This window comes from Pedobacter sp. MC2016-05 (assembly GCF_026239735.1).
Lineage (GTDB): Bacteria > Bacteroidota > Bacteroidia > Sphingobacteriales > Sphingobacteriaceae > Pedobacter.
In genome coordinates this window covers 69243-92361 of the sequence record NZ_JAPIVT010000003.1, presented here as the reverse complement: position 1 = coordinate 92361, position 23119 = coordinate 69243, and the positions used below count along the sequence as shown (strand labels likewise).

The 23119-nt window shown below is 37.6% G+C and carries 16 protein-coding genes and 1 tRNA gene; 7 read left to right on the top strand and 10 right to left on the bottom strand.

Features of this window, described 5'->3' with window-relative positions; all coding sequences use genetic code 11:
• Positions 1–37: 37 nt before the first annotated feature.
• Positions 38–649 carry a LysE family transporter gene (locus OQZ33_RS05610; RefSeq protein ID WP_265798071.1) on the bottom strand — a complete coding sequence of 204 codons (612 nt, stop codon included), beginning with the start codon at positions 647–649 and terminating at the stop codon, positions 38–40.
• A 50-nt stretch (positions 650–699) separates the two neighbouring features.
• Positions 700–3513: an excinuclease ABC subunit UvrA gene (uvrA, locus tag OQZ33_RS05605; RefSeq protein ID WP_265798070.1), complete on the bottom strand. Its 2814-nt coding sequence runs from the start codon at positions 3511–3513 to the stop codon at positions 700–702.
• 258 nt (positions 3514–3771) lie between these two features.
• On the opposite strand from uvrA, the gene OQZ33_RS05600 reads away from it, so the two are divergent.
• The 5 genes from OQZ33_RS05600 to recA all read left to right on the top strand — a co-directional run bounded on the left by OQZ33_RS05600 (position 3772) and on the right by recA (position 7919).
• The gene (locus OQZ33_RS05600; RefSeq protein ID WP_056851529.1) at positions 3772–4356 is read left to right on the top strand and encodes an RNA polymerase sigma factor; all 585 of its coding nucleotides are present in this window, start codon (positions 3772–3774) and stop codon (positions 4354–4356) included.
• An 87-nt stretch (positions 4357–4443) separates the two neighbouring features.
• Positions 4444–4638, top strand: coding sequence for a hypothetical protein (locus OQZ33_RS05595; protein WP_056851528.1), 195 nt, complete (start codon positions 4444–4446; stop codon positions 4636–4638).
• A gap of 237 nt (positions 4639–4875) precedes the next feature.
• Positions 4876–6063, top strand: a complete 1188-nt coding sequence (locus OQZ33_RS05590; protein ID WP_265798069.1) for an MFS transporter — start codon at positions 4876–4878, stop codon at positions 6061–6063.
• A gap of 43 nt (positions 6064–6106) precedes the next feature.
• The gene (nth, locus tag OQZ33_RS05585; RefSeq protein WP_265798068.1) at positions 6107–6772 is read left to right on the top strand and encodes an endonuclease III; all 666 of its coding nucleotides are present in this window, start codon (positions 6107–6109) and stop codon (positions 6770–6772) included.
• A 133-nt stretch (positions 6773–6905) separates the two neighbouring features.
• Positions 6906–7919 carry a recombinase RecA gene (recA, locus tag OQZ33_RS05580; protein WP_056094982.1) on the top strand — a complete coding sequence of 338 codons (1014 nt, stop codon included), beginning with the start codon at positions 6906–6908 and terminating at the stop codon, positions 7917–7919.
• 80 nt (positions 7920–7999) lie between these two features.
• Here recA and OQZ33_RS05575 read toward each other — a convergent pair whose 3' ends face one another.
• A complete protein-coding gene (locus OQZ33_RS05575) occupies positions 8000–8197 on the bottom strand; it encodes a hypothetical protein (RefSeq protein WP_056851525.1) in 198 nt (65 codons plus the stop codon).
• A gap of 140 nt (positions 8198–8337) precedes the next feature.
• Positions 8338–9339, bottom strand: coding sequence for a tRNA (adenosine(37)-N6)-threonylcarbamoyltransferase complex transferase subunit TsaD (gene tsaD / locus OQZ33_RS05570; RefSeq protein WP_265798066.1), 1002 nt, complete (start codon positions 9337–9339; stop codon positions 8338–8340).
• Between the two features lie 152 nt (positions 9340–9491).
• Between tsaD and OQZ33_RS05565 the strand changes: the two genes are divergently transcribed.
• The gene (locus OQZ33_RS05565) at positions 9492–13859 is read left to right on the top strand and encodes a translocation/assembly module TamB domain-containing protein (RefSeq protein ID WP_265798065.1); all 4368 of its coding nucleotides are present in this window, start codon (positions 9492–9494) and stop codon (positions 13857–13859) included.
• A gap of 97 nt (positions 13860–13956) precedes the next feature.
• On the opposite strand, the gene OQZ33_RS05560 is transcribed toward OQZ33_RS05565, so the two are convergent.
• From OQZ33_RS05560 to OQZ33_RS05550, 3 genes are all read right to left on the bottom strand, one after another.
• Positions 13957–15168 carry a bifunctional 3,4-dihydroxy-2-butanone-4-phosphate synthase/GTP cyclohydrolase II gene (locus OQZ33_RS05560; protein ID WP_265798064.1) on the bottom strand — a complete coding sequence of 404 codons (1212 nt, stop codon included), beginning with the start codon at positions 15166–15168 and terminating at the stop codon, positions 13957–13959.
• Positions 15169–15307: 139 nt separating this feature from the next.
• A complete protein-coding gene (locus OQZ33_RS05555; RefSeq protein WP_265798063.1) occupies positions 15308–16732 on the bottom strand; it encodes an LptF/LptG family permease in 1425 nt (474 codons plus the stop codon).
• A gap of 29 nt (positions 16733–16761) precedes the next feature.
• Complete coding sequence (locus OQZ33_RS05550) at positions 16762–17142, bottom strand: START-like domain-containing protein (protein WP_029284154.1); 381 nt, start codon at positions 17140–17142, stop codon at positions 16762–16764.
• A gap of 136 nt (positions 17143–17278) precedes the next feature.
• Between OQZ33_RS05550 and OQZ33_RS05545 the strand changes: the two genes are divergently transcribed.
• Positions 17279–17355, top strand: a tRNA-Met gene (locus OQZ33_RS05545).
• On the opposite strand, the gene OQZ33_RS24260 is transcribed toward OQZ33_RS05545, so the two are convergent.
• The 3 genes from OQZ33_RS24260 to OQZ33_RS05530 all read right to left on the bottom strand — a co-directional run bounded on the left by OQZ33_RS24260 (position 17312) and on the right by OQZ33_RS05530 (position 22940).
• Complete coding sequence (locus OQZ33_RS24260; protein WP_265798386.1) at positions 17312–18865, bottom strand: recombinase family protein; 1554 nt, start codon at positions 18863–18865, stop codon at positions 17312–17314. The two genes, OQZ33_RS05545 and OQZ33_RS24260, sit on opposite strands and share 44 nt — an antisense overlap.
• 1348 nt (positions 18866–20213) lie before the next feature.
• Complete coding sequence (locus OQZ33_RS05535) at positions 20214–21398, bottom strand: proline dehydrogenase family protein (protein WP_265798061.1); 1185 nt, start codon at positions 21396–21398, stop codon at positions 20214–20216.
• Between the two features lie 456 nt (positions 21399–21854).
• Positions 21855–22940, bottom strand: coding sequence for a metallophosphoesterase (locus OQZ33_RS05530; protein ID WP_265798060.1), 1086 nt, complete (start codon positions 22938–22940; stop codon positions 21855–21857).
• Positions 22941–23119 lie beyond the last annotated feature (179 nt).

The window sequence follows — 23119 nt, the reverse complement described above, 5'->3', positions numbered from 1 at the left end:
GATCATTACAGCTAACTTGGCAATGAAATAGTTTCCTCTATAACAAAACCACTAATTGTTTAATTACCAAATAAGCGGCCAGCACGTATAAAAATATGGCTATCGATTTATTGATGATCAGACTGCTTAGAGCAAATTTTTCCTGAATAAAAGTGGCAAAATGCGCATAAACATATAATGCTACTGCAGAACCCACACCAGAACCTAAGCTAAAAATAATCAGCGAAAGGTAATCGGTCTCAATCCATTCGTGCAAGATTACATAGTTGCCGAAAAATAGCCAAAAAGGAATTTGTACTGGATTTAAAACACCTAATATTAATCCGTAAAGTACACTACCACTGCGCTTGTCCTCTTTTTTATTGCTGGTAATAGGTACTTTTTTTCTGTTTACCCATGTGATTGTGCCCATGGTAATAAACATCAAAATCATAAAGCAATCTACTAATGTGCCTAACCTTACTTCACTTACGGCCTCATTAGGATTGATGTCGCTCATTGCCCAGCGGGCAAAACGCATCATTCCAAATGTAAAAAAAACCTCTACGCAAGAGAAAGAAAGGATGAAATACCAAACCTGGCGCATACCTTTATTTATGGCGAGTTGCGCAACCGTGAGGTTGATATTACCAGGAGGAATATACCCCATGGCGTTGAGAAGAATGCCTATAAAAAAGGTGAGAAAAAGCATTGCCGAAATTATGGATTTAAATTCAAATGCGATGCTAAATATTTTCCTGTATAAGAAGTCTTTTCTTTCACCAAATCTTCAGGGATACCCTCAAAAACAACTTTACCTCCACCATCTCCACCTTCCGGACCGATATCGATCACCCAATCGGCACACTTAATCATATCCATATTGTGCTCAATCACCAAAATAGTGTTTCCCTGCTCTATCAACGTATTTAAAGCCTTTAATAGCTTTTTGATATCGTGGAAGTGTAAACCCGTAGTGGGCTCATCAAATATGAATAGTGTTTTGCTGGCGTTATTTCCTTTAATTAGAAATGAAGCCAGTTTAATCCGCTGGGCTTCACCACCTGATAAGGTATTAGATGATTGGCCTAAATGAACGTAACCCAAACCAACATCAACCAAAGGGTTTAACTTATTAAGAATTTTAGATTCATCTTTAAAGAAATCCACAGCCTCATCGATGGTCATATCCAAGATTTCCGAAACATTTTTCTCTTTATAAACTACATCCAAAACCTGCTGCTTAAACCGTTTTCCTCCGCAAGCCTCGCATGGCAAATAAATATCTGCCATAAACTGCATTTCGATTTTCACCTCACCCTCACCCTGGCAAACATCGCAACGGCCACCTTCTACATTGAAAGAAAATGCTGCTGGCTTTAATCCAGCTGCTTTTGCCGATGCCAAACCAGAAAATAGAGCACGGATATCATCCCAGGCCTTTACATACGTTACGGGATTAGATCGGCTTGAACGGCCAATTGGATTTTGATCAACCATTTCTACGGCACTGATCAAATCATAATTACCAAAAATCCCATCGTAAGCTCCGGTTTGTTCGCCAGCATAATTTCCAATGGCTTTCTGCAAAGCAGGATATAAAATCTTTTTAACCAAACTGGTTTTACCAGAACCTGAAACTCCACTAACCGCAGTGAAAACACCCAAAGGAAATTTAACATCAATATTTTGAAGGTTGTTTTCTCTGGCACCTTTAATAAGGATATGATCTTTCCACTTCCGGCGTTTTTCTGGGATGGCTATTTTTTCTGCCCCCGATAAATAGCGTCCGGTTAAACTGTTTTTATCTTTTAATATTTCTTCGTAATTCCCGCTAAAAACAAGGTTACCGCCGTGGGTTCCCGCCTCCGGACCGATGTCAATAATATAATCGGCAGCCCGCATCATTTCTTCTTCGTGTTCTACAACTAGAACCGTATTACCAACGTTTCTGAGGGAAATTAATACTTCAATCAGTTTATTCGTATCTCGTGGATGCAAACCAATACTTGGCTCATCCAAAACATAAATAGAACCGACTAAGCTACTTCCCAAAGAAGTTGCCAAATTAATTCTTTGCGATTCTCCTCCTGATAAGGTATTTGATAAGCGATTTAAGGTTAAATAACCTAAACCAACATTATTTAAATACAGAAACCGGTTATCAATTTCGGCTAGCAAACGTTTAGCTACCTTAGCATCAGTAGCGTTTAATTTTAACTCGTTGAAGAAAACTAAAGCTTTTGCTAAGGGCATTAAAACGACATCGATAATCGATTTTTCTGCAATCTTTACATAAGATGCATCCTTGCGCAAACGTGATCCTTTACATTCTGGGCAAGTGGTTTTTCCGCGGTAGCGAGACAACATTACCCGGTATTGAATTTTATAGGTCTGTTCTTCCAGCTCCTTAAAAAAAGCATCAAGGCCAGCAAAATATTTATTGCCCGTCCACAGTAAACGTTGCTCTTTCTCAGTTAGCTGACTGAAAGGACGATGTATGGGAAAATCGAATTTTGGAGAAGCTTTAATAAAGTTCTGCAACCAAACACTCATCTTCTCTCCTCTCCATGGCGCTATTGCATTATCAAAAACGCTTTTGCTCTTATCAGGAATGACCAAATCTTCATCAATACCAATTACATTTCCATAACCTTCACAGCGCTTACATGCACCATAAGGATTATTAAAAGAGAAAAAATTTGGTGTTGGCTCCTCGAACTTCATTCCGTCAAGCTCGAAGCGATCGCTGAAATGCTTGGTTTTACCATTAGCTTCGACATCACAATCACCCTTACCTTCAAAAAAAGCAGTTTGAACAGAATCGGCTAAACGGCTTAAAGTTTCTTCTTCTTGGGTAGCAACTATTCTATCAATTAAAATCTGAACCGTTTTATCATCGGTTAATTCGGCATCTTTGAAATCAGCATCATCTAATACAGATTCAATTTTTAAAATTTTATCTTCAATAAGTACCCGTAAAAAACCCTTTTGCAATAAAATAGCAAGTTCTTCTTTTATCGTGCGATTGTTATGTGGGTATAAAGGACAAAATATTGTTACAGTGGTATCTTCAGGCAAAGCGCTCACATAATCAACCACGGTACTAACCGAATCTTTTTTTACTTCATTTCCTGAAATTGGGGAAATCGTTTTCCCGATCCTCGAAAAAAGAAGTTTCAAATAATCGTATATTTCTGTGGAGGTACCCACAGTAGATCGAGGATTAGAAGTAATTACCTTTTGTTCAATGGCAATGGCGGGAGCAATACCTTTAATATAATCTACATCAGGCTTATTCATCCTACCCATAAATTGGCGGGCATAAGAAGATAAACTTTCTACATATCGGCGTTGTCCTTCTGCGTATAAAGTATCGAAAGCCAGAGAAGATTTTCCCGAACCAGACATGCCAGTAACCACGACCAGTTTATTTTTAGGTATGGAAACATCAATGTTTTTCAGGTTGTGCACACGAGCACCTTTTATAATAATATTTTTATGCGGATCTTTTTCGGCTTCTTTTTTGCTCATGTATGGTTATGATTTTAAATATAACCCATAGAATACTGTTGGGTTTTTAAAACATACAAAAATAAGGTACTGATGCGGTTAATTTATTTTTTAACATTTTATTTTTTGTTTTTTGATAAAAAAATAACTTTCTTTGAATATTAACAACCTCAGAACCAAACTAACACAATCTAAAAAACATAGGAGAGACGCTATAGAAATTAAACTTCTACAAATTAATTTTTAGCAAACAGTACGGGATTTAGTGTAGGTAAACCTATGAATTTACAATCATACAGTGACCAAGACCTTGTAAAGTTATACATTGCAGGGGATGAGAATGGGCTACAAGAACTTTTAAGAAGGCATAAAAGTAAAATTTATACTTCCATCTATTTATTGGTAAAAGATCAATATTTAGCTGAAGATATTTTTCAAGATGCTTTTATAAAAGTAATTAATACGCTTCGTTCGGGAAGATATAATGAGGAGGGCAAGTTTCTGCCTTGGGTAATGCGTATTGCTCATAATTTAGTTATTGATTATTTCAGAAAAGAAAAAAGAACTCCAATCATTACGAGTTCTGATGGGATGGATGTATTCAATATGCTACACTTTTATGACGAAAGTGCAGAGGAAAAAATGTTACGCGATCAAACCCACAAAGATTTGAAAGAAATGATCCATTTACTGCCTGATGAGCAAAAAGAAGTGCTTTTAATGCGGCATTATGCAGATCTGAGTTTTAAAGAAATAGCTGACTTAACAGATGTAAGCATTAATACTGCCCTTGGGCGTATGCGTTATGCACTGAGCAACCTGCGCAAAATGCTTAAAACTAAAGAGATGACTTACAAAGGGTAATAAAAAAGTTACATTAAAAATTTTAGGGCTCGAAATAAAGCATCTGAACTATCGTTAAGTTTATAAACTTATCACATTTAGTTGCTTATGACAAAAACCTCTACATCAAAAAACAATGTAAATTTACCAACTCACAGTATGTTTCAGCCTAAAACTGATATTGAATCTGACGCGGAAATCGATTTATTTTACGATCAAATCAAAAGTAAATTAGATCGTCTGGCTAAAAATCCTCAAGATGAAACCATCAACAAGATTTTAGCATATAGTAAATCGAAGTAAATTTTACACCAGCCCAAAGCTGCCTTTCATAAAAGGCAGCTTTTTTTTAGGCAGGAATTTTAACAAATTTTTCTATTCGTTCATCACTTAACTTATAGTCTATTTTCCATTTCCTTACTTTCTATTTCCTGATTCCCATTCCCATTTTCCTTTTCCAAACCCCCTTTTCTTTTTTACATTTCATTAACTCAAAAACACCTACCTTTACATAGTGTAATTTTAACACTAAGCACAGGTATGAATAAGAACTTACTACCACTCACCCTAGGAGGATTAGGCATTGGCATAACAGAGTTTGTGATGATGGGCCTGCTACCAGATATCGCAAAAGACCTAAAAGTTACCATTCCACAAGCCGGACATTTGATTTCTGCCTATGCCTTAGGAGTAGTGATTGGTGCGCCCCTATTAATAATGATTGCCGGGAAATATCCACCAAAAAAAATATTAATGGCTTTGATGATCATGTTCACTGCCTTTAATGCATTCTCGGCTTTTGCACCAACTTTCGACACTTTGTTTATTGCCAGATTGCTTTCTGGATTGCCACATGGGGCATTTTTTGGTGTAGGGTCGGTAGTTGCAAGTAGAATTGCAGAAAAAGGTAAGGCGGCTCAGGCTGTTTCGTTAATGTTTATGGGTTTAACCCTTGCAAATATCTTAGGTGTTCCGCTGGGTACTTTTATAGGCCATAACTTTTCCTGGCGAATTTCATTTGCCGTTGTGGTGCTGGTGGGTTTAGTTACCTTATTAAGCTTAAAACTTTGGCTGCCGGCATTAGAAGCTGCTAAAAACAGGGATTTAAAAGCTGAATTAAGTTTTTTCAAGAAGAGGGAAGCATGGATTATTATCATGATGATCTCAATTGGTACTGGCGGCTTATTTACCTGGTATAGTTACATTGCCCCTTTAATGACGGATGTAGCAGGCTTTTCTGCCGATGCGGTAACGTATATATTAATGCTCGCTGGCGTAGGGATGTTGGTTGGAAATTACATTGGCGGAATATTAGCCGATAAGTTTTCTCCTGCCAAAGCCTCAGCTGCATTACTTCTGGCTATGGCCATAACTTTAACCATTGTACATTATATCTCCTTTAGTCAACCCTTGGCTTTAATAATGACTTTTATTACAGGAGCAGTTGCATTTGCACTTGCTGCGCCAATCCAAATGTTGATGATACAATCAGCGACGGGATCAGAAATGCTGGCCGCTTCGGCGAGTCAAGCCAGTTTTAACATCGGAAATGCATTGGGCGCCTTTTTTGGCGGTTTACCTTTAGTTTACGGATTTGATTATACCTCCCCCGCCTATGTTGGTGCAGCAATGGCTTTGGTCGGTGCATTTTTCGCCATTTGGCTGATCAAAAGTAAAGCCACAAAAGGTCTTGCTTCATCGAAAGAAAAATACGCGATGATGCATTAATCTTTTGGCTCGCGAGTAAAAGGATCAATTTCTATATTTGCTCATGCTAAAGAAAGAACGTTATAAACTTTTTGTAGAGCACTTTTCAGCAAAGCAGCCCGATGCAGAAACCGAACTACATTACAATAATCCTTATCAGCTTCTTGTTGCCGTAATTCTTTCGGCTCAATGCACAGATAAGCGAGTAAATATGGTTACCCCCGCCCTTTTTCAACGATTTCCAAATGCGAAAACACTGTCTGAAGCTACTCCAGATATTGTATTTGATTACATCAGAAGTATCAGCTATCCAAACAACAAAGCCAAACATCTTGTAGGTATGGCCAATATTCTGGTAAATGAGTTTAATGATGTTGTTCCATCGGGAATAGATGATTTGCAAAAAATGCCAGGAGTTGGACGTAAGACTGCCAATGTAATTGCATCGGTAATTTATAATGCACCGGCAATGGCTGTCGATACACATGTTTTTCGTGTAGCAAACAGATTGGGATTAACTAACGGGAAGACGCCTCTGGCAGTAGAGAAAGACTTGGTTAAACATCTTCCACAACAGGACATACACATTGCGCACCATTGGCTAATTCTTCACGGCCGCTATGTTTGCGTGGCCCGAAGTCCGAAATGTGATGTTTGTGAAATTACCTACATTTGCAGGTATTTTGAACGTCTAACGGCGAAAAATGAGCGGGAAAAGCACGAAGCTTAAAATATTTTATAATTACTATTGACATTAGCTAAAAAAAAACTAACTTAGCTAAATATTTTAGTAAATAGTTGTAGACATTACACGCATATTAGCTCATAATTCAATTATATTTACGAAATCAAATCACAAGAAAATGGCAAGCGCAAACCCCGACAAATTAAAAGCTTTACAGCTTACTTTAGATAAATTAGAAAAATCGTATGGTAAAGGTACCATAATGAAACTCGGCGATACGGCTATTGAACCCATAGATTTTATTTCTACGGGGTCAATCAGTTTAGATATTGCTTTAGGCATTGGTGGTATTCCGAAGGGAAGAGTAATCGAAATTTATGGCCCGGAATCATCTGGTAAAACGACATTAGCTACCCATATCATTGCAGAAGCGCAGAAAAAAGGTGGCATAGCGGCTTTTATTGATGCGGAACATGCATTCGACCAATTTTATGCTAAAAAACTCGGCGTAGATACTGATAATCTTTTAATTTCTCAGCCTGACAACGGCGAGCAGGCATTAGAAATTGCTGATAACCTGATTCGCTCGGGAGCAATTGATGTAATCGTGATTGACTCCGTTGCTGCATTGGTTCCAAAAAGTGAAATTGAAGGCGAAATGGGTGACAGTAAAATGGGCTTGCATGCCCGTTTGATGAGCCAAGCATTACGTAAGTTAACTGGTACCATTTCAAAAACAGGCTGCTGCTGTATTTTCATCAATCAATTGCGTGATAAAATCGGTGTGATGTTCGGTAACCCAGAAACAACTACGGGTGGTAATGCGTTAAAATTTTATGCTTCAGTACGTTTAGATATACGCCGTATTTCCCAAATTAAAGATTCTGATGAGGTTTCTGGTAACCGTGTTAAAGTTAAGATTGTTAAAAACAAGGTAGCACCACCTTTCCGTATTGCAGAGTTTGACGTAATGTTTGGTGAAGGTATTTCGAAAAATGGCGAAATTGTGGATTTAGGTGTTGATTTTGGTATTATAAAGAAAGCAGGTTCTTGGTACTCGTACGGAGATACTAAATTGGGTCAAGGTAGAGATGCCGTTAAGCAACTTTTAAGTGATAACCCGGAATTAGCAGAAGAATTGGAAATTAAGATTAAAGCCGAAGTAACCGGCGATAAATTGGAAGAAAAATAATTTCGATACTCAAGAAATAATAAGCGCTTTGTTAGACAAAATCTGGCAAAGCGCTTTTTTATGATATCGTGGCAATATTTTTAGCCCTGGCTAAAAACTGCGTTAAAATCTTTTGTTACGTAAACAATTACCAATAAGGCTGCAATTACCAAAGCACCTAAAATAATTACTCCCCAACTTCCGCTTAATTTATTTTTATCTTTTCTGATCAAATAATATAACAGCCCAATAAGCGGTACTGCACAAACAATCCAAAATATTAATGATGCTCCAGTCATAAAAAAAGTTAAAAGTGTAAAGTTAAATAATCAGATCAGGATTTTCAAAATTCAAGAATAAGACATAGAGGGCCAACCTCAAAATGTTTATTTATTCAAAACTACATCCATGTAATCAAATAATTTGTGTAATCATCTTATTAAAATTCCATTCTCGCTTTCGGAGACACCTCTTGGCCAACAAAGTCGTTAACCGAAAACTTTTGGTATCCGGCAATGGCAATCATTCCGGCATTATCAGTACAATATTGAAATGCAGGAATATAAACCTTCCAGCCCAATTCATCAGCGGTTTGCTGCAGGCCATCTCTTAATCCAGAGTTTGCAGAAACACCACCAGCTATTGCAATCTCATTGATATTAAATTGCTTTGCTGCTTTTTTAAGCTTGTTCAACAATATCTGAACAATGCTATGTTGAACAGATGCACAAATATCATTCAAATTTTCGGTAATAAAATTTGGATTCTCTATCTCCTGCTTTCTGATGAAATAAAGAATGGAGGTTTTGAAACCACTAAAACTAAAATTTAAATCAGCTATTTGTGGCTCGGCAAATTTATACGCTTTCGGATTACCGTTTTTAGCATGTTTATCAATTAAAGGACCGCCAGGATAAGGCAACTGCAAAATTTTAGCCGTTTTATCGAAGGCCTCTCCCGCTGCATCGTCCAATGTTTCACCCACAATTTCCATATCGAAATAATCTTTCACCAATACAATTTGTGTATGCCCGCCAGAAACGGTAAGGCATAAGAATGGGAAATTGGGTTTTGGCTCATCAATAAAATGCGCCAATATATGCGCATGCATATGATTGACAGAAATTAAGGGTATATTTAAGCCCAATGCGAATGATTTCGCAAAGGAAACGCCTACCAAAAGTGAACCTAAAAGGCCCGGACCTTGTGTAAACGCAACAGCACTAATGTCCTGTTTTGTAACCTGTGCATTTTTTAAAGCTTGCTCAATAGTAGGCACAATATTTTGTTGATGTACCCTAGATGCTAATTCAGGGATTACACCACCATAATTTTCATGAATTGTTTGGTTTGCAATAACATTGGCCGTAATTTTGCCGTTGTTACATATAGCGACTGAAGTGTCATCGCAAGAAGATTCGATAGCAAGTATAACAGACAAATTATTTATTTTTAAGCTGCAAAATTATTAAAAAACTATTTAAAATACTCCTTTGGGTAATTGCATCAATAATTTTGCTGCTGGCGCTTATTATTTTTTCACTACAGTTTAAGCCTGTCCAGACTTACGTTGCCCAAAAAGCAGCTGCATATTTGTCAAAAGAGCTTAACACTAAGGTATCAATTAAAAGCCTTTACATCAAACCTTTCAAATCTATTGTATTGGAAGATTTGCTTGTTCTGGATCTTGAAAAAGACACCTTGCTGAGCACTCCAGAATTCATGGTTGATATTAATCAACTCTCGTTTGACAAGAAGATTATTGATATCAATACCATTCAAATCAATAATGGCCAATTTTTCCTAAAGGATTTCAAAGATAAGTCTTCTAATCTCGATTTCATTATTAACTATTTCGATTCTGGTAAACCTACTGTAAAGAAACCGAAAAGTAAACCTTATGATATCAACATAGGTCGGGTGATCTTAAATAAATTCGCTTTTAGATATAAGAATTTTGCTGCGAAAGATACTGTTCAAGGTAAAAATGTGAATTTCGATAATGTTGACGTTAGGGAATTAAGCGGAATATTTGAAGGACTAGACACCAAGAACCATCTGGTTAAAACCAACATCAAAAATTTAACACTTCGTGAAAAAAGTGGCTTTTATCTAAAAAATTTAACTGCTGAAACAACTATTGATAGTAATGCGATAGAACTAAAGAAACTGTTGCTGGTAACCGAAAATAGCCGCTTAACCGATTACTATCAAATGAAGTTTAAAAGCTACAGGGATTTTAACCATTATGTAGATAGCGTACGGATGAAAGCGATTTTCAAAGAAAGTCATCTTTCCTCCAAAGATGTTGCTTTTTTTGCTCCTGAATTAAATTCAATGAAAATTGAACTCGATGTAGACGGCCAGATTACTGGATTAGTAAATAACCTGAGAGCCAAGAAACTTTCCATTCGATCAGGAAAAGCTACGCACATTAAAGGCGATTTTATCTTTAAAGGTCTTCCGAGATGGAAAGAAACCTTCATGGATTTAAAGATTGAAATGGCTGGTACGAATAAAAAAGATTTAGATGAAGTACTAGCTGGAATTACAGGAAACAAAAAACCGATGATTCCAATTATCGTAAGCAAATTCGGCAATATCAATTTCAATGGAAATTTTACTGGTTTTCAGAACGACTTTATTGCTTACGGGGAATTTAAGACGAAGTTAGGACGAATTGTTTCTGATGTGAATATGAAAATCGACAAAAATGATGTTCCCTCTTATACAGGTAACGTTAAAACGTTTGATTTTAATATCGGCAATTTATTAGATGAGAAGAGTTTGGGCCGAATTAGTTCATCATTGTATGTAAAAGGAAGAGGTACTGAATTGAAGGAGTTAACCGAAAAACTTAGCGGAGATGTTGAATACATTGACTTTAACAATTATCGATATAGAAACGTTAAAATTGATGGAACTTTTGAAAAGAAAAACTTCGATGGAAAATTAAGTATCAACGATAAAAATGTAAAACTTCTCTTTGATGGAGGTGTAAACTTAAATCCGAAACTTCCAGTATTTGCCTTTAACGCCACCATCACCAGGGCCAGGTTAAAGGCATTAAAGCTTTTAAAAGATTCGTTGTTGGTTGACGCAAAGTTTAGCACAAATTTTTCGGGAACAAACCTAAACAATATTGAAGGCAGCTTGCTTATCCAGGAGATCAGGTTGCAAAATCCGAAGGGAATTTATAATGTAGATTCACTTCAGTTAATAGCAAAAGGCACAGGAGTAGATCGGACATTGGATATCAGATCAGATATTTTAGATGCAAGTATTCGCGGTGAATACGATTTAAATTCCATCGTGTCCTACTACAAAGCTATCGCCAAAACCTACGTTCCCTCGCTTAGGGCTGATATTTTCAAATTTAAGAATCAAATATTCAAGTTTAATTTGCAAGTGAAGAAATTTGAGCCACTAGCTCAGTTTATTTCGCCTGGCTTAGAAATGGAGGAAGGCGCCACGCTTATTGGAGACTTTGACTCGCGAAACAATACCGCTACTTTAAACGGTTTTGTAAGGAAATTGAAATACAATGGCGTAGTGGTAAATAATATTATTCTGGATGAAAATACGACCAAGGAACAGTTGCAGCTGATCGTTACCTCAGACCGTGTTCAGCTGAATGATAGTTTATTCATCAAAGATGTAAATATTTCAAATATTCTGCGTAATGATAGTCTTTCTTTTAACGTAAAGATGTCTAATTCTGACGAGGCTAACCAACTGGATTTAAACGGCTTGGTAGAGTTTACTAAAAATCAGGATACTGTTGCACGCCTAAGCATTTTACCATCTATTTTAAAAATAAATAGCGAAGAATGGCGTATTCAGGAGAAAGTACGCATTGCGTTAAATAATGGTAAAACTTTGATCAGTAACTTCGATCTGACGAACGGAATTCAACAATTAACTATTGATGGTTTAATTTCCGAGGATCAAAAAGATCTGCTGGCTGTTGGTTTTAAAGATTTTAATTTAAAAACGCTGAATCCTTTTACTAAAGGTTTCGGAGTAAAATTAAGCGGAAATGTTAATGGAACAACTAATCTGTACGGCATTTTGAAAGCTCCAAAAGTAAACGATGACCTCAAAATCGATTCACTTACCTTCAATGATATTTATATTGGAACCCTTACCGATACATCATCTTTCGATAATCAAAGCAACAAAGTGAACGTCTTCACCCGGATCATGACCGAGGATTCAGAGACTTTTAAACTCACCGGAAATGTTGATTTAAAAGAGAAACTGATTGATTTGAATGTTAGAATGAACGACAGCAAATTGACCATACTGGAGCCCTTTGTTAAACAACTTGTTTCTAATCTCAAAGGTGATATTTCTGCCGACATAACCGTTAAGGGAAAATTAGATAAACCCGAAATTAATGGCAGTGTAGCTTTTGATAAGGGACAGTTGATGGTGAATTACCTTAAAACCACCTATGTTATTACTGATGAGGTAAAGATAGAAAACAGTGTGGTGTTATTAGATGGCGAATCATCAGATGGTTTTGTCTTGGCTGATCTGGAGGGCCATGAAGCTACTGCGAGAGGAACAGTAGACCTGAACAACCTAGATGATCCTACATTGAATGTAACGGTAAATGCAAACAGTTTGATGGCTTTAAACACCACTTCAAAAGACAATTCAGTTTATTTTGGAAAAGCCTACGGAACGGGGGTGTTTAAGTTTACTGGTCCTACGAGTAAAATGAAAATTGATATAAAAGCCAAAACTGAAAAGGGTACAGTTTTCAATCTTCCACTAAATAGTTCGGAAACGGTTTCGGATAAAGATTTTATAAATTTTATCAGTAGAGATTCAAGTAAGGTGGTAAAGAAAACCACCAATTTCGATGGCTTAACGTTAACATTTAAGCTTACCATCGACCCAAATACAACAGCAAATATTTACACCACACTTGGCAATTTGAGCGGCAAAGGTAATGCCGAGTTAAACCTAAACATCAATAGCTTAGGTGATTTTGAAATGTCTGGTGATTATATTATTGAAACGGGCAGTTTTGACTTCACGGCTCAAGAGGTGATTAATAAAAAATTTGAGATTAGGCAGGGAGGTACGATACGATGGACGGGTAACCCGACCGCAGCGCAAATCAATCTAAAGGCCGTTTACGCGTTACGGGCGAACTTGAACGAATTGTTTAAAGCTGCGAACAGAGATGCCAGCAGTAATGCTAACCAGCGAGTAAACACCGAAGTAGAAATGGGTTTAACAGGATTGCTGCTACAGCCAGATATTAAACTGGATATCTTTTTTCCTGCCCAACCAGCAATTAAAGAAGAACTTCAAACCTATTTTAGCGATCAAAATAATTTAAACTTACAAGCTTTCAGTTTAATCATTAGAAGAAGTTTTGCTCCAGGAAATGGTGGAGAATCTATCGGAAACCAATTGAGCTCAACCGCCACAAGTACGGCCACCGAGTTGGTGTTTAATCAATTTAATAATGTGCTTTCTTCATTAAACTTAAACTTTGTCGATCTTAACGTACGTTCATTAAGTGAAGCCAGCGCATCTGTTAAACTTTTTAACGACCGTTTAATTATCAATGCTGGTATTGTAGATAGAAACAGCTTAAATGATTTTACCATTATCGATTTTAACAGAAGCAACGTTGGCGGCGAGGTTGAAGGTCTATTTTTAATAAGAAAAGATGGTAGCTTGTTGGGTAAAGTAGCCAATAAACCACCAACTATCCAAAGTATCTTTGCTAATCCTGGTATTGATCAAAATAGAAACGTAACCTCATTTGGTTTAGTTTACACCCAGCAGTTTGATACGTTTAAAGAATTTATTCAAAAAATTACCGGAGCTTACCGCAAAAACTTGAAAAGAAAGCAAAGTGAATCGCCTGTTAAAACAAATAAATCAATTAATAAAGAAGCAATTATTAATCAAAGTAAGGGGAATCAGCGGAGATAGGCTCCAGTAGGAGTTTTTTGTTAGCAGCTACTAATTGCTAAATTAAAGTTATTAGTTGGCAATCTTATTAACTGAAAATTGCCAACCAAAAATCAACCTATCCTTTCATAATAGAATGACCCATTTTATCTCTTTTTGTTTTCAAATAGCGCTCATTGTGAACGTTACTTTCAATTTCGATGGGAATGTTTTCTACTGCTTCAAGACCATAGCCAATTAGCCCAGCCCTTTTTGTAGGGTTGTTAGTCATTAAGCGCATTTTGGTTACGCCCTCCGATCTCAAAATTTGAGCACCAACCCCATAATCGCGTTCATCGCCTTTGAAACCCAGTTTAATATTGGCCTCAACGGTATCAAAACCTGCATCCTGTAGATTATAAGAGCGAAGTTTGTTTATTAGTCCAATTCCTCTGCCCTCTTGATTCATATAAACCACGATCCCTTTGCCTTCCATTTGGATCATTTCCAAAGCTTTGTGTAATTGAGGTCCGCAATCGCATCTACAAGAACCGAAGATATCACCAGTTACACATGAACTATGGACACGAGCCAAAATTGGTTCATCAGGACCCCATTCGCCTTTTGATATGGCCAAATGTGTAGCACCATTGTCCAATTGAGTATAAGCACTCATTTTAAAATCGCCCCAAGCCGTAGGTAAATCAATAGTAACTTCTTTCTTGATTAAACTATCGATATTTAAACGGTAAGCGATTAAATCTTCAATCGAAATAATTTTTAACTGATGCTGCTCGGCGATCTTCATTAAATCCGGAAGTCTGGCCATTTCGCCATCTTCTTTCAGAATCTCTACCAATAAACCCGCAGGCTTCATCCCGGCAAGGCGGGCTAAATCTACTGCTGCTTCAGTATGACCAGCACGGCGAATAACCCCACCATCTTTAGCTATCAAAGGAAAAATATGCCCTGGCCTACCCAATTCTTCCGGATCGGTTTTAGGGTTAACAAGTGCCAACATTGTTTTTGATCTGTCGCTGGCAGAAATCCCTGTGGTACAACCATAACCAACTAAATCTACTGATACTGTAAAATTAGTTTCGTAAGCGGCGGTATTTTTGCCCACCATTAAATCAAGTTTTAATTCTTTACAACGCTCTTCGGTGAGCGGAGCACAAATTAAACCTCGCCCATAGGTTGCCATGAAGTTGATCACTTCTGGCGTGGCATTTTCAGCTGCGGTTAAAAAGTCACCTTCATTTTCTCGATTTTCATCATCTACAACGATGATCACTTTACCAGCTTTGATGTCGGCGATCGCCTCTTCTATGGTGTTTAATTTTGTTTGCATTTGTATAAAAGCATATAGGTAATTCGATTAGCTTCGCCCAAGACAGGTAATTTTACTAATGTTTTACAGGTACAAAGGTACAATCTAAATGACCAATTTGGTGAAATAAATATCATCTGGAAGTAAATGATATTTGAGCTTATTTCTGTTTGATTCGAAGGAGTTTTTTAAAAAACTGTTTATAATAGTTTACGTCAAACAGTGCAGAATCGACAGTAGCTTTATAAGTTAAAAATGCAGCCAATGGCGATAGCACAATAACGGCAATCCACATGGCAAATATGGGATTTAAATTACCTTCTCTGGCAGATTTCTCAGCCACCGTAGTGATGATATGATAAACCAAAAAGAAAGAAATAGCGATGACCACAGGTAATCCCATTCCGCCCTTTCTGATAATAGCACCCAGAGGGGCACCAATAAAAAATAGCAGGATACAAGAGGCTGCAAGTGTAAATTTACGTTGATATTCAATCCGGGTGAAGATAATCTCCCCCATCAAATCATCATATCTTGGTACCGTGTTTGAAAGATTTTGAACCATCCCAGAAACGATGTTCGATGCGTTATCAACTGCTGTTTTTCTACTTCCGTTAGGAATAGATTTCAAAGTGACCTCGCCGATTACAATAGGAGCAATGTTAACTTTCGTATACCCTCTTGTGGTATTAAATTGTTTGAAGGTATTGCTTGCCACACGGTTTGATTGCCTGTTAAGCGTATCGAGTTGCTTGGTTAAGGAATCTCTTTTTTTAACAATGCCTTTCAGATTTAGCATTGGGGTACTGTTTCCGAAGGCATTCGGATCAGTCCTGTTCATTTCAAAAGATGATAAGTCAAATTTAGGTGCTGTTTGTTTAAATCTGCTCCTATATAAAACTTGCCGGGGATTGTAAGCTCCGCTGGTGTTAGATTGCTCTTCATACTGAACGCCATCCTTAAGCGCTAAAACTAAAAATTTGCCGTCAGTGGTTTTATTCATTTGCCCTTCCTTGGCCATGATCACTTTTGGAATGCCGTTGGTACCTTTATGATCATAAATCATGATGCCGTGTAGCGTTCCATCCTCATCTTTTGCATCCACACGAATGGAATAATTAGGAATGCTATTATTGAACACCCCAGGCTTAATCAAGAAGGCCAACTTTTTATTTCGAACATCGTACAATAATGAGCTAAATTTCAAATTGGCTTTTGGAAGCATGTAATTCGAAAACAGAAAAGAGCCGATGGTGAGCATAATAATCACTACAAAGAGTGGTCTCATAGCCTTTTGAAGCGAAATTCCGGCAGATTTAATGGCGACAAGTTCGTAATTTTCGCCCAGCGTGCCGAATGTCATGATAGAAGAAAGCAGTACAGAGAGCGGCAATGCCATGGCTACATTGGCTGCCGAAGCATAACACATCAGTTCTAAAATGGTGTACCATTCGAAGCCCTTACCAATTAAATCATCAATCCACTTAAATAGAAAAAACATTAAAAGAATAAACATTACCACAAAGAATGTGGCAAGGAAAGGCCTAATAAATGCTTTAATAAGAAGAAGATGTATTTTTTTCACCCTACAAAGGTAAGCAATGCAGCGTTAAACTATGCACCTAAAACGCTAATCAAATAGTCAATTTGGTTATCCCAAATCAATTTTTTCTCTGCCAATAAATCATCGGTAGTAAAATCGGTTATGGCAAGAGCAACATCATTAGTAAGTTCATCTTGCACAATTTCCATTTCGAAATAGCACTGCGGCTCATCATCAAGCCATTTAAACTTCACTAATTTATTTTCTTTAATAGAAACGAGCTTTGCTTTAAGCTGTTCGTCGTCCCAAGTGAAGGTGTAAACCTGATCACGGAAATTTACATCATCGGCAAACCATTGCGATAAGCCATTCGGCTCACTTATAAAGCTATACAAAATTCGTGGTGACGATTTAACCTCGTACTCAAGTGTAAATTTTTTCTTTTCTGCCATGTTAATTCATTACCAGAATATATCCGGACGTATTTTTTTTATTTTATTTTTCTAAAGAAAGGTAATTTATTCTATATTTGCAACTCCAAAAAATAACCACCTAAATATTTGATAATATAAGCAAATATTTTTACCTGGCGGGGTAGCTCAGATGGTTAGAGCGCAGGATTCATAACCCTGAGGTCGGCAGTTCGATCCTGCTCCCCGCTACCATAGTGGGCAAATCAAATTTTTGTTTGGTTTGCCCCTTTTTTTTGCCCTCAAAAACGGCCTTTAAAGTGCCTAGAACGCGGACAGCCTCATTCACTCGAACAGTTCGATGTTGTGTTCCATCAAAAGTGAGTTTTTGGGGATAGATCGAACTAATTAATCGCCTTTTTCTTTCAGAATCTGCCTCTATATATGTTTCATGAAGGTTTTTGAGCAACCCAGTCGCTTTTCCGTTTAGTTCACCAATATTCTCTTTTCCCCTGGATAAATCGATGAGTCTATTTTCAAGAACAAGGATATTTCTTTCACAGTCTGATTTTATTTTCCTGTACTCAAAATCAAGAATTACATCGTTGAGCATTTTGTCCCTAGCCATCGAAATTCTATTATAAAACTCCTCCAACTGTTTTTTTACATTTGATAATTCATTATTATCTTCACTTGCAAAAGCTTGATAAACCTGCTTCAAAATCATAACATAGGCCTCATGCAACAGTGGATCTATAGTGTATTTTTTTAACTCCTCCACGAAAAGCTTATTGACTTTGTCCGCATTATATCTCACCCAACATTTAGAAAAGCAATGGTAATATTGATAGTGCTTACTGTAACCTTTTGAAGCACTACCTGAGAGCATGTAACTGCACTTTGGACATATCAGAAAGCCACACAAGGGAAGCGCATCAGGAGAAGATATAGTAGTCTTTTTTGGTTTGTTTCTGCCGTTCAAAACATCCATAGCTTTATAAAAGATGCTTTCCGAAACTATCGCTTTATGTTGCCCTATAACTGTATGGGCTTCCTCGTCCTTATATTTCGCAATGGGTATCCTACCGCAGTAAATGGGATTTCTAATTATCTGCCAAAAATTTTTTCTACCTGTCTTCAGCCCTTTATCCGATGCTGCCTTCCAGATCTGATCAATGAACCACTTACCCGTAGATAATTCGTCATATACCCACTTCATTATTGACGCTTGTGGCTCTACAGGACAAATATACTTTCGCCCGTCTTCGGTTACTTTGTTAGTATAACCTATGGGAGCCGGCCCCATCCATCGACCTTCTTTCCTTGCTCTTCTCATTCCGTGAAAAGTATTGAGCGCTCTTCTATCATTCTCAACCTCGGGAGCTGCGAGATAGAAAGCCAGCATCATTTTGTTTTCAGGAATGGAGATATCAAGAGGTTGCTCAATGGCCTGCGGCTCTATGCCGAGATCAGCCAAAATTTTTATCATCTGATAGGCATCCCCCGCATTTCTGCTAAACCTGTCCCATTTGGTGAAAAGTATCAAATCCGTTTGTCCTCTCTTCTTTTTTAGATCAGCCAATAATTTTTGCCATGCGGGCCGCGCGAAGCTTTTGGCGGAATGGTCCTCAAAAACAACTTTCCTCACTTTGATATCTCTGGCGAAACAATATTTTTGTAAAACCTCTTCTTGGTTGCGTTGCGAATAGCCCTTATCAGCCTGTTCATTAGTACTTACTCTAATATATAAATCTGCTGTAGTCATCTTTTTAAAACTTGCTCTACCTCCAAAATAGCTAAAATATATAGCAAATCCAAGATTTCCTTCGCTTGATTTATAGACATTTTTACATCTTTTTTCTTTAACATTTCCATTAATTTCTCAGGGGTAATTCGCTCTATCGGTAGATGTCTCATAAGCTGTGGATAAACCTAAAATTAATTACACGTTAAATGATCATTTGTATATTACGTTCGGGATCCTGTGCTTTTTTTTGCCATATGTACTACTTTGGAATTATGCAATTTGGATTTACACCTTTTTTTCACAATAGTGATTCGGATATTTTTTTGAAATCAAATTTATCGATAGAAGCAAATTAGCTTTACGCTATGGTGGGGTCCACAAGCCACAGGTGAGCTCTGGCCATTGTAAAAGCATTCCATAAATTCTTTCCAATCTTGATGATAGTTAAAACACTTCCTCCCTTTACGATACCCTAGATTATTATTTTTTAGAATACATTACCAATTACATATTGCAGAATTTTTGGATGATTTATTAGTGTTTTAAGTATTTCCGAGTTCCGAGGAAATACCCGGCCTCAAGGGCGCAAGATTTTTTTGTGTATACAAAAATACATCTTGCCAAACACACGAGTGGTTAAAGTATTCCTGTAGGTAACTCTAATTTGTGGGGATTAGGTTCCTTTCCGTCTGGTATTACGCCAGCTTTTAAGTTTGCTTTCCGGTATTTTAATTGAGTTGATTATCTTCCGTAGATTTGCCCAGAGGTGCCGATAATAAGTAGAGGTGCCAGGTTTAGTTCTTGGTCTTTTTCTCTGAGTTTCGTTTAGAGTGTCCATTACAAATGTTTTAAACAAAAATGTGCAAAGTGTCAATTAGACCAATTGGTACTTTCGATAGTAATACTGTATTTTTTTCATAATGAAACTGAGCTTAATTTGCATTCTTAAAAGTTTACCTGAAGATAGCTTTGCAATTATAGGCATCAACTGAACAAACCAATTCGTTTGAACCCTTCTCGCCAATTCACTAATATAGTGACAAGCAAAACTTTACAACAATTTTAATATTGGTGACGTGGGGTCAATCCACTCTGGTTTATCCAGCCTAAATATCGCATATGCGAGGTGCGTCATTGATAAAAAAAAAGACGCACCTCTTTTGCACTTTAGTAACCGAATAACAACCAGTTTACTCGAAATTACGAAGCGCTCCATTGGCCAAATCAGAAAAAATCATTGGTTTAAATTCGTGACTTAAACCAACCAAAAAATTCTCTTGGTGATTTAATTTGAAATATGCCGACCAGCAAAAACTTTCATATAAAGAAAATGCCACATCAAGGTGGCCCAAAAAACAACGTGAGATTACAGCTTTCTTCTTTTCAATTCCTTTTCGATCAGTCCTAACTCACGTCCGGTCTGTCCGGCAACTGAAGTATTTTCCTGTGCTCTCCTAAACAAATAGGGCATCACAGCCTTAATGGGTCCATAAGGAACATATTTGGCTACATTATAGTTAGAATCCGCAAGGTTAAAGCTCAAATTATCACTCATCCCCAACAACTGGGCAAAATAGACATGGGGGTGGCCATGGGCAATATTCCTTTCTTTCAAAAGATAGGTCAATAAACTGCTACTATCTTCATTATGTGTTCCGGCAACAATGGCAATCTCTTCGATATGTTCGACACAATAGGATAGGGATTCATTATAATCATGGTCAGACGCCTGTTTATCTGGCTGGATTGGCGATGGATAGCCCATCTCAGCAGCACGTTTACGCTCCTTTTCCATATAAGCACCACGTACCAATTTAACCCCTAAAATAAATCCATCCGCTCTAGCAGTTAAGTGGTTGGCTCTTAAATCAGCCAATTTATCATGGCGATACATTTGGTAGGTATTGTATACAATAATACGTTTACGGTTAAATTTGCGCATCATATCCAAAGCCAGGCTATCGATCGTATCCTGAATCCAGCTTTCTTCCGCATCAATCATAATCGGCACACTTTTATCAAATGCCATTTTACAGATTTTTTCGCAACGCAATTTTACCCTTTCATATTCAGCCTGTTCTTCGGCATTCAACACCTCCTTGGCATCAAGTTTCTGCAATAAAGCAAAACGGCCAATTCCGGTTATCTTGAAAACTGTTAAAGGAATTTTGGTATCGCCATCCGCACGGCTAATGGTACGTATAATTTCAGCACAGGTTTCGTCAAAGACCAGCTCTTCCTCTTCACCCTCAACCGAGTAGTCTAAAATAGTACCCACACCTCCCTTATCCAATTGCTCAATCGCTCGATCACATTCTGCAATCGTTTCTCCACCACAAAACTGCTGGAAAATGGTTGCCTTTATCGCTCCCTGAATCGGAAGACCGATATTCAAGAAGAAATTTGTAATCACCGGCCCCACCCTGGTGAGAAAATTACTGCTAATCATCTTAAAAAGCCAAAAAGCTTTTTTTAGTTCCGTATTGGTTTTTTGGCGGAAGGCAACTTCGGTATTGTCAAAACTTGGTTGTTGGTTGGGGGATAAATCCATTGTTAATGTTTATATGAGTCTTGATTGTAAAAGGCATTAAATGTGAAGCTCCACCTCGGGAGAACGACATCTATCTCAAGCGATAAAAAATCCAAGAGATATGAAAAAGGATACTCAATTACACGGTTTTAATAAAATTAAATTCGAAAACTGTTCGATAAGACCTGATGGAATCAGGCCTTAAAAATAGAGAATATCTTAAACAAAAACAATAAAAAGTTTATTTATACTAAACAAAAGTATATAAATAATAAAATTTGATCTCATGAATGAATCCAAGATAATCAAGGGAAAAAATGCTTGGCATCCGCTGTGTTTAATGAGATTAACCCACTTCATTTAGGTGGACATGCAAAAGTTATCAATAAGAAAATAGTTGACGGGAGCAGCTAATTATTACAGCTCGTGTTGGCGATACGTAGACTGGAATACCTAGTCCTAATTGAGGCCATAAGGCTACTTGATCTCACCTGCTTTTGCGCCCTCTGTCAAGGGATACTTCTTTCCCTTATCATCAACAACAAAAACATGGTTTTTACTTGGGTACAATAACGCCCTGTGCTTTCCATGATGCTCGTCAACATCCACACCGATCACCTTTCCTCCATAGTAAGCGGCAATATTATCAGCGGTAATGGTATGTCCGACCACAACATGCTTAACACCAAATTTTGTCAGCGTTGAATCGACTGTCGAAACCGGGGTCCTCTCCTTTCCAAAATATCCCCTATACCAAAACGGTCCGCTACCGCCCATGAATAAACGGCTCTCGCCATCAAGCTGCTTTGTTGGCACTCCATAGTAACTTCTGCATTTATCATTGATCATGTCCAGTGATAAAGATAGTGCATTAATCTGGCCCGATATTCCTCCATGCAAAAACAGCTTATCTCCTATCTTTTCCATGGCATTCTTACTTCTTAGCCATTTGCCGATCTCTGTGTCTGCAGCTATTAGCCTCAAATAATCAACACCAATCAACTTGGCAGAAGCTGGATATTTATCCGACACATAGCGAAAATCGCCTGCCATATTCATCACATCGTGGTTACCGATAAGTACATGGACGAATCCACCCTTTTTTGAGGCTTCATCTTCGAGTTTGTAAAGCAGCCATAAGTAGGACATGACATCTCTTCCCCTATCGAACAGATCACCGCATATCACCAAGTGCCCTTTGCCAAAGGTCCAGTTATATTCTTTATCGATAATATTGTTTCCAATCATCAGGGCACGGAAAGCCTCGAACTCCCCCTCAATATCGGAAAGTACGATCAGCTTTTCAGATTCCTTATAAGTAGAGGGAGGGATCTGAATACTCTTATGCAGCTTAAGATCAAAATCCCAGTCTTTATTTGCCATAAAACCAACATGTATATCTTGGTCAGGTTTTAAGGTATCTATTTTTAATACGTTATTCATAATGGAATATGACAAGGTATGATTGCCAGTGTGCCAGATGTAAGGACCGTCCTGGTCGACCTGTGCCGAGGAATCCATAGCGATGGTCAGGATCAGGACAGCCAATAAAAGCTTTTTCATCACAGGCCGTTTGTTATAGATTGTTTTAATACAGGAATAACTGTAACTAAATGGGTTGTTCATCATATCACTACTGCAGTAGGTGGGATTTAATCAATATAAAATCGAAGTATTTTTCAAACCCGATTTAAATGGCATCTAAAATAAACATTTCCCAGCATTTGCAGCCATTCAGAATT